Raw genomic sequence first — 7,926 nt, 5'->3', positions numbered from 1 at the left:
TCAGTAGTTTCAACTCTTGCCTAACCGTCACACGGCTTACCGAGAATACTTCACGCAATTGCGCTTCTGTTGGGAGTGCTTCTCCAACTTTATATTCACCAGAACTGATCTTTTCTCTTATTGCATCGGCGATTTGGCGATACATAGGGAGTCTTGCCATTTTTGCCTCATTTGTGCGCTAGAACAACTAGACTTTGATTAACAACCTGTACCTTAAATACGTAAATTTGCTCTATATAAGCCTTGCTTTAAAGGTTAGTGTGAGCGTCGTATCGGCGTTTTGTAGTACATATAATACAAATTAAACGATACATAACAAGCTTTCTTAAAGGATTTTCCAATACGATTTAAATACAAATTAAATACAAATATGTATTGGTGAGATCGTGATCACGGATTAAATGTCTTGAAGTTGTATTATTCTTCTCGTCGACAGGGACGACTGTCGTACTAATCCGTGACTATGGGACAAAGGTTATGAAACTTACTACTCTAACGAATAAGTCGCTCGTAAATCTGCAAACTACGTTTAGCAGTCGAGAAGAAGCGATTTACGCACTTGCTGACCAACTGGATCAGCAAGGCAAACTGCATAACAAGCAAGAGTATCTTGATGCAGTATTTGCTCGTGAAGAGCAAGGCCCGACAGCGCTTGGCGAAGGCCTAGCAGTACCGCATGGTAAGACTGACGCGGTTAAAGAAGCTGGCTTCGCTGTAGCAACGCTTAAAGAAGACATGAAATGGAAAGGCTTGGATGAAGACGAAGATGTGAATCTTATCTTCCTAATTGCGATTCCAAATGCAGAAGCGGGCTCTACCCACATGCATCTGCTTACCGCACTGACAACTACATTGGTTGACGACGATGTTCGCGAAGCGGTATTAAAAGCGACAACCGCTGAAGAAATCTTTGCGCTTCTTGATGGCGACAATCAACAAGAAGAAAAACAAGACAACTTAGATACAAATGCACCGACAGTTGTATGTGTTACTGCTTGCCCTGCTGGCATTGCTCATACTTATATGGCGGCAGAATATCTTGAAAAGGCGGGCAAAAAGCTTGGCTATAACGTACATGTTGAAAAACAGGGCGCAAACGGTATTGAAGATCGCTTAACGGCTGAGCAATTAAACAATGCTGTGGCGTGTGTTTTTGCTGCTGAAGTGGCGATTAAAGAATCTGAGCGCTTTAACGGCATTCCTCGTATTGAAACACCAGTCGCAGAACCGATTAAACACGGTGAGCGCATTTTAAACGAAGCGATCGAAGAGTCGAAAAAAGGCAACGGTGCAGAGCGTAAAGTAGCTACTGATGATAAACCGAAGAAACTGCCACTGAAAACTGAGCTCAAACAAGCACTGCTTTCTGGTATTTCTTACGCGGTTCCTCTTATCGTTGCTGGTGGTACTGTTCTTGCGGTTGCTGTTCTTATCGCGCAAATTTTTGACCTGCAAGAGCTCTATGCAACAAAAGATTCTTGGCTATGGATGTATCGCAAACTAGGTGGCGGCCTACTGGGTACATTGATGGTGCCAGTACTGGCAGCTTACACAGCTTACTCATTAGCAGATAAACCGGCACTTGGTCCTGGTTTTGCCGCAGGTATTGCAGCAAACATCATTGGCTCTGGTTTCCTAGGCGGTGTTGTTGGTGGTTTGATTGCTGGTTACGTGATGCGTTGGGTAAAAGAGCATGTTCGCTTAGGCCCTGCGTTTAACGGCTTCCTTACTTTCTACCTTTATCCGGTGATCGGTACTTTGGTGGCAGGTAGCTTGATGCTATTTGTTATCGGTAAACCTGTAGCGTTCCTAAACCAAGGTCTAACGGACTGGTTGAACGGTATGTCTGGCACCAATGCGCTGCTATTGGGTGCGATTCTTGGTTTGTTTGTATCATTCGACTTAGGTGGTCCGGTAAACAAAGCCGCTTACGCATTCTGTTTAGGTGCAATGGCGAACGGTGTTTATGGCCCATACGCAATCTTTGGTTCAGTAAAAATGGTATCGGCGTTCACCGTAACGGCTTCAACCATGATTGCTCCACGCCTATTCAAAGACTTTGAGATTGAAACCGGTAAATCTACATGGCTACTTGGCCTAGCGGGTATTACCGAAGGTGCAATCCCAATGGCGATTGAAGATCCAATCCGTGTAATCGGTTCATTCCTACTAGGCTCTGTGGTTACAGGCGCGATGGTTGGTGCGGCAGGTATCGGTCTATCGACTCCGGGTGCAGGTATTTTTTCTATCTTCTTGTTACACGATTCAGGTTTGGGCGCATTCTCTGCTGCTGCAATCTGGTTCGGTGCTGCGCTTGTCGGCACAGTGATTTCAACTGTTACTCTTCTGATGTGGCGTGGTCATGCTGTAAAAAAGGGTAAGTTTGAAGCAAGTACTGCAACACAGAACTAACTAAATTTTGAGCTAACTTCTAACTCGCAATTAAAACACCATATAAAAAATAACGAACAACTTGGCTGTCCTAAATACCTGTGCTCCTAACGGTTTTATTCACACAGATTCTGGGCGTGGTTTTCTGCACCCTAAATTTAGTGGCAGCCAATTTTAACCCCTTGAAAAACTTTAATTTAGTCGTATTTGAGTTCGAATTTTAGATTTACTCGAAGCGACACATTTAGGTAAATGATTATGACTACATCACGCGTACATATTACTCCACACATGCACTGGGATCGTGAATGGTATTTCACAACAGAAGAGTCTCGCATTCTTCTTGTGAACAACATGGAAGAAATCATGAACCGTCTGGAGAGTGATCCAGAATACAAATACTACGTTCTAGATGGTCAAACCGCTGTTCTAGAAGACTACTTTGCGATCAAACCAGAGAACACAGAACGCGTAAAAGCATTGGTTGAAGCGGGCAAGCTTATTATTGGCCCTTGGTATTCTCAAACCGACACAATGCAAGTTTCTGGTGAGTCGATTGTGCGTAACATGATGTATGGCATTCGTGACTGTATGAAATTTGGCGATGCAATGAAGATCGGTTACCTACCAGATTCATTCAGCATGAGCTCACAGCTGCCGATGATCTATAACGGTTTCGACATCACGCGTGCAATGTTTTGGCGTGGTTGTTCAGAGCGTCATGGCACCAACAAAACAGAATTCTTATGGCAGTCTAATGACGGCAGTGAAGTTACGGCACAAGTGCTTCCGCTAGGTTACGCAATTGGCAAATACCTTCCACAAGACGAAGAAGGCTTGCGTGCTCGTTTAGATAAGTACTTCCCAGTGCTAGAAAAGCCATCGGTAACGAAAGACATTTTGCTGCCGAATGGCCATGACCAAATGCCGATTCAAAAAGACATCTTTGAAGTAATGGACAAACTTCGCGAAATCTACCCAGATCGTGAATTCTCAATGAGTCGTTACGAAGAAGTGTTCGAGAAAGTAGAAGCGGCGCGCGACCAACTCGACACAATTAAAGGCGAGTTCAACGACGGTAAATACATGCGTGTTCACCGTACGATCTCTTCTACGCGTATGGATATCAAACTGATCCACGCAGAAATCGAAAACAAGATTGTAAACATCTTAGAACCACTAGCGTCTATCGCTTGGACATTAGGCTTTGAATACCACCATGGTTTGATTGAGAAAATGTGGAAAGAGAGCATGAAGAACCACGCTCATGACTCGATTGGCTGCTGTTGTTCTGACAAGGTTCACGCTGAGATCCTAAACCGTTACATCCTTGCGGACGATATGGCGACCAACCTGATTCATTTCTACAAGCGTAAGATTGTTGACCACATGCCAGATCGCGAAGGTTGCGACAAGTTGGCGATGTTTAACCTTTCTCCATATGAGCGTGAAGAAGTGGTTAACACGACTATCACTATCCGTGCTCAAGAGTTCTCTATTTTTGATGAAAACGAAAACCCTGTTGAATACTTCATCCAAGATAAACGCCAAATTGACCCAGGTAAAGTAGACCGTCAAATCGTTCACTACGGTAACTACGACCCGTTCATGGAGTTTGATATTCAGATCAAACGTACTGTGCCAGCGATGGGCTTCACCACGTTACACATCCAAGGTAACGAGAAGGGCGCAGTAAAAGTTGCAGAACAAAAAGACTACTTGCTAGAGAACGAGTACTACCGAATCAATGTAAACGACAACGGTACTCTGACTATTTTCGATAAAGAGACAGAGCAAGTATTCGACCAAGTACTTCGTTTAGAAGACGGTTCTGATGACGGCGATGAGTACGATTACTCTCCATCTCGTCAAGAATGGTTGCTGTACTCAGATGAGTTCCCGGTAGAAACATCGATTGATCACCAAGGCTTTCAATCGGTAGCGAACATCGCTTTCCGCATGAACGTGCCTGCAAACCTTGCAGAGCGTGAAGAACGTACGGGTCAAAACGGATTCGTTGAAGCGCAATGCCAAGTGGTATTGAAGCAAGGTTCTCGCCGCATTGAAGTTCGTATGGAACTAGACAACCAAGCCGACGACCACCGTGTACGTGTGCTAGTACCAACGCCATTCGTTTCTGAAACTGTGGTTGCAGATAACCAGTTCGGTTGTATTACTCGACCAACCAATGACCCTGCTATGGCGGTTTGGGAAGAAGAGAAGTGGAAAGAAGCGCCAGTTCCTGTGTATCAGTCAATGAACTTCGCAGCGCTAGAAAACGGCAAAGCGGGTATGGCGATTATGTCGAATGGCCTGCGTGAATTTGAAGTGATTGCTTCGCAAGGCGACGATAATAGAGATACGTTCGCACTAACGTTATTCCGCGGTATCGGTGTATTGGGTAAAGAAGAGTTATTGCTTCGTCCGGGTCGCCCTTCCGGTATCAAGATCCCGACACCGGACTCACAAGTACGCGGCAAGTTAGTGTGTGAATTCACTCTATGCGGTTTCTCTGGTAACCATATTGACGCGAACGTCATGGCGCAAGCACGTGACAATGTCACTCAAATCGAATGCTACAACAAGATCCCTTACAACGCGATGAAGCTGAATGTGGGCGAGCAAAACCTACCGATGAGCTTCAGCTTGTTATCGAAGCAACAAGCAGGTGCGGTACTGAGTGTACTGAAGAAAGCGGAAGATGAAGATGCGTTGATCATGCGTGTCTACAACCCGGCAGAAACAGGTTCTGTGTCAGATTCAATTTCGTTCACTCAAGCAGTTTCAAGCTGGAAAGAGACAAGCATGGATGAGCGCGTACGCGAAGGTGATGTAGCAACTGAAGACTTCGGCCAGCTGGCATCTTGCCAAGCAAAAACATTCCAAGTCAAATTCTAATTTCAATCACCCGCTCATCTTGGTGGGCGGGAATGGTGAACGACAATGAAAATTGTAATTGCCCCCGATTCATTTAAAGAATCACTCGACGCGCATCAAGTTGCGTCTTGTATTGAGCGTGGATTTGCCGACGTTTTCCCTCATGCAGAGTTTGTGAAAATGCCACTCGCTGATGGTGGTGAAGGCACGGTAGACGTGTTGCTAGAGGCGCTCAATGGTAAGAAACAAGGGTTGCAAACGATGGACCCAATCGGACGTGAATGCACAGCTTACTGGGCGTCGTTAGAGCAGACTTTTGATGGAATTAAGGTGAAAACTGCCTTGTTGGAATTTGCTCAAGCATCGGGCTTAGACCGATTAACGGTAGAAGAAAGATCACCTTTAACTGCATCTTCGTTTGGCACAGGGCTATTGATTAAAGATGCTTTAGATCAAGGCGTTGAACAAATCATTATCGGCTTGGGCGGTAGCGCAACCAACGATGCAGGTGCAGGAATTTTACAAGCATTGGGAGGCAAGTTATTAGACAAGCAAGGCAACGAGCTATCTGGTGGCGGCGCCGAGTTAAGCCAGTTAGCAAGCATCGATCTTGATGGACTGCACCCTAGATGCAAAGAAATCACGTTCGTGGTCGCGTGTGATGTGAATAATCCACTGTGTGGCGAAAGCGGAGCCAGTGCCGTGTTTGGTCCACAGAAGGGAGCATCAAAAGCTCAAGTTGAACAACTTGATATTGCGATCGGTCACTTTGCCGATATCGCTCAAGTACATACGGGTACTAATCATCGCGACACAGCTGGTTTTGGTGCGGCTGGTGGTACACCTCTGGGGTTAAGTCTTGCCTTCAATATCCAAATTAAAGCGGGTATTGAGATGGTATTAGATGCTTTGGATGCAGATAAGGTTCTTGAAGGTGCTTCACTGGTCGTGACCGGAGAGGGGCAGATGGACAACCAAACCCTGCAAGGTAAAACACCTTTCGGTATCGCTCAGAGAGCTCAAAAGCTGAGTATTCCAACCATTGGAATAGCGGGCTCTTTGGGGCAAGACGTTGAAAAGCTTTACGGTTCAATGTCTAGCTTATTTGGAACCGTACGTTCACCTCAGTCTTTAGACCAAGTTTTATTAGAAGCGAATCAAAACCTGACTCGTACTGCCCGTAATATCGCCGCCACGCTCAAGCTTGGCAGCCAGATTTTTAATGAGAAGTAATTATGTCTCTATTTAAACTCGACAACGTTATTCAAAACTACGCATGGGGAAGCAAAGACTCCATTAACCAACTGTTTGGTATTGTGAACCCAAACCAAGAACCTCAAGCAGAAATTTGGATGGGTGCTCATCCTAATGGTTGCTCCAAAGTAGGCGATACCGGTGAGCCGCTTTCTCACATGATTGATGAAAATAGGATCGATGTCTTAGGTGGGTACACGGCGGCACGTTTCGGTGAGCTACCTTTCTTATTTAAGGTGTTAGCAGCTGAAACACCGTTGTCGATTCAGGTTCACCCCAACAAGCGCAAATCAGAATTAGGTTTTGAGCGAGAGAATGCACTTGGCATCCCTTTGAATGCGTCTAATCGTAACTACAAAGATCCAAACCATAAGCCTGAGTTGGTTTATGCGTTGACCTTTTACAAAGCGATGAATGGCTTTCGTCCAATCGACGATATTATTGCCTTGTTCGAAGAAGCCGATATTCCTTCGTTAGCGATTGAACTTAATGTGCTTAAAGCCAATGCCGACAGTGATTCTCTGAAGTCTTTCTTTAGCGCCATTATGTCTCTTGAAGGTGACCGTAAAGCGTCTGCGCTTAATGAGCTTTATGCTGCACATGCGCGACCAGCTAAAACGGTCATGGGGCGTGAAGCTCTGCAATACAGCATTGAATTCAAACAGCACTATCCGGGTGATATTGGTTTGTTTGCCCCATTGATGCTCAACACGGTTGAACTGGCGCCCGGTGAAGCGATGTTCCTGTTCGCAGAAACACCTCACGCTTATGTTCAAGGCACAGGTTTGGAGATTATGGCAAACTCAGACAATGTGCTGCGCGCCGGTCTTACACCCAAATACATAGACGTTCCTGAGCTTATCGATAACACGATCTTTGAGCCGATTAAGCCAGAAGATATTCGTCTTAAGCCTGTATTGAAAGAGGGCAAGATGAGCTATCCGATTCCAGTGGATGACTTTGGCTTTGATATCTTGTCTGCGACTGATGAGAGCAAGTCACAGTATTTACGTAGCGCGGAGATCTTGTTCTGTGTGGAAGGAGAGGCGACCGTCACTTCAGAAGGACGGTCAGTTTCTCTTAAACCCGGAGAATCGGTCTTTGTAAGTAGTAATTCAAGTGTTTACCAATATCAAGGGAATGGCATTTTGGCTCGTGCTTTTAACTAGTGCCCCCGTGCTAGCGATCAGCAAAAGAAATGTCAGAGTGCCACTGTAAAGAGGCACTCAATATTGGATTGATGGTTGTTATACCAATCACAGTAAGTAAGTGATCAGAAATAGCGCAGGAAAAAGACTGGAGAACAAGGCAGAATTTTTCGATAAGTAGTTATTCTACAATCAAAAATTCTAACGCAGTTATCAAGTTTTTGAACCAGCTAGGCTGACAGTTATTTACTACGAT

Annotated in this window: 5 protein-coding genes; 4 read left to right on the top strand and 1 reads right to left on the bottom strand. The window is 45.2% G+C overall.

Annotated features, from left to right (window positions below):
- A partial coding sequence (locus AB4653_RS13550; RefSeq protein ID WP_372104428.1) for a GntR family transcriptional regulator occupies positions 1–160 on the bottom strand: 160 nt, incomplete at its 3' end.
- Between the two features lie 317 nt (positions 161–477).
- Here AB4653_RS13550 and mngA point away from each other — a divergent pair.
- The 4 genes from mngA (at position 478) to manA (ending at position 7,691) form a co-directional block, all read left to right on the top strand.
- Positions 478–2,412, top strand: a complete 1,935-nt coding sequence (gene mngA, locus AB4653_RS13545) for a PTS 2-O-a-mannosyl-D-glycerate transporter subunit IIABC (protein WP_009845447.1) — start codon at positions 478–480, stop codon at positions 2,410–2,412.
- Positions 2,413–2,649: 237 nt separating this feature from the next.
- Positions 2,650–5,289, top strand: coding sequence for a mannosylglycerate hydrolase (gene mngB, locus AB4653_RS13540; RefSeq protein WP_009845446.1), 2,640 nt, complete (start codon positions 2,650–2,652; stop codon positions 5,287–5,289).
- Positions 5,290–5,334: 45 nt separating this feature from the next.
- Positions 5,335–6,501: a glycerate kinase gene (locus tag AB4653_RS13535; RefSeq protein ID WP_102258341.1), complete on the top strand. Its 1,167-nt coding sequence runs from the start codon at positions 5,335–5,337 to the stop codon at positions 6,499–6,501.
- A 2-nt stretch (positions 6,502–6,503) separates the two neighbouring features.
- On the top strand, positions 6,504–7,691 hold the full coding sequence (manA, locus tag AB4653_RS13530) for a mannose-6-phosphate isomerase, class I (RefSeq protein WP_009845444.1): 1,188 nt from the start codon (positions 6,504–6,506) through the stop codon (positions 7,689–7,691).
- The last annotated feature ends 235 nt before the right edge of the window (positions 7,692–7,926 follow it).

It is taken from the genome of Vibrio sp. 10N.222.48.A3 (assembly GCF_041475345.1).
Taxonomy (GTDB): Bacteria; Pseudomonadota; Gammaproteobacteria; order Enterobacterales; family Vibrionaceae; genus Vibrio; species Vibrio tasmaniensis_A.
Note: the sequence above shows the minus strand (reverse complement) of the source record. Positions and strands in the feature narration are given on the sequence as shown.

Bases quoted from the DNA above. Each gene is read 5' to 3' on its own strand.
- AB4653_RS13535 (WP_102258341.1), top strand. From the start codon at position 5,335: ATGAAAATTGTAATTGCCCCCGATTCATTTAAAGAATCACTCGACGCG.
- manA (WP_009845444.1), top strand. From the start codon at position 6,504: ATGTCTCTATTTAAACTCGACAACGTTATTCAAAACTACGCATGGGGA.
- mngA (WP_009845447.1), top strand. From the start codon at position 478: ATGAAACTTACTACTCTAACGAATAAGTCGCTCGTAAATCTGCAAACT.
- mngB (WP_009845446.1), top strand. From the start codon at position 2,650: ATGACTACATCACGCGTACATATTACTCCACACATGCACTGGGATCGT.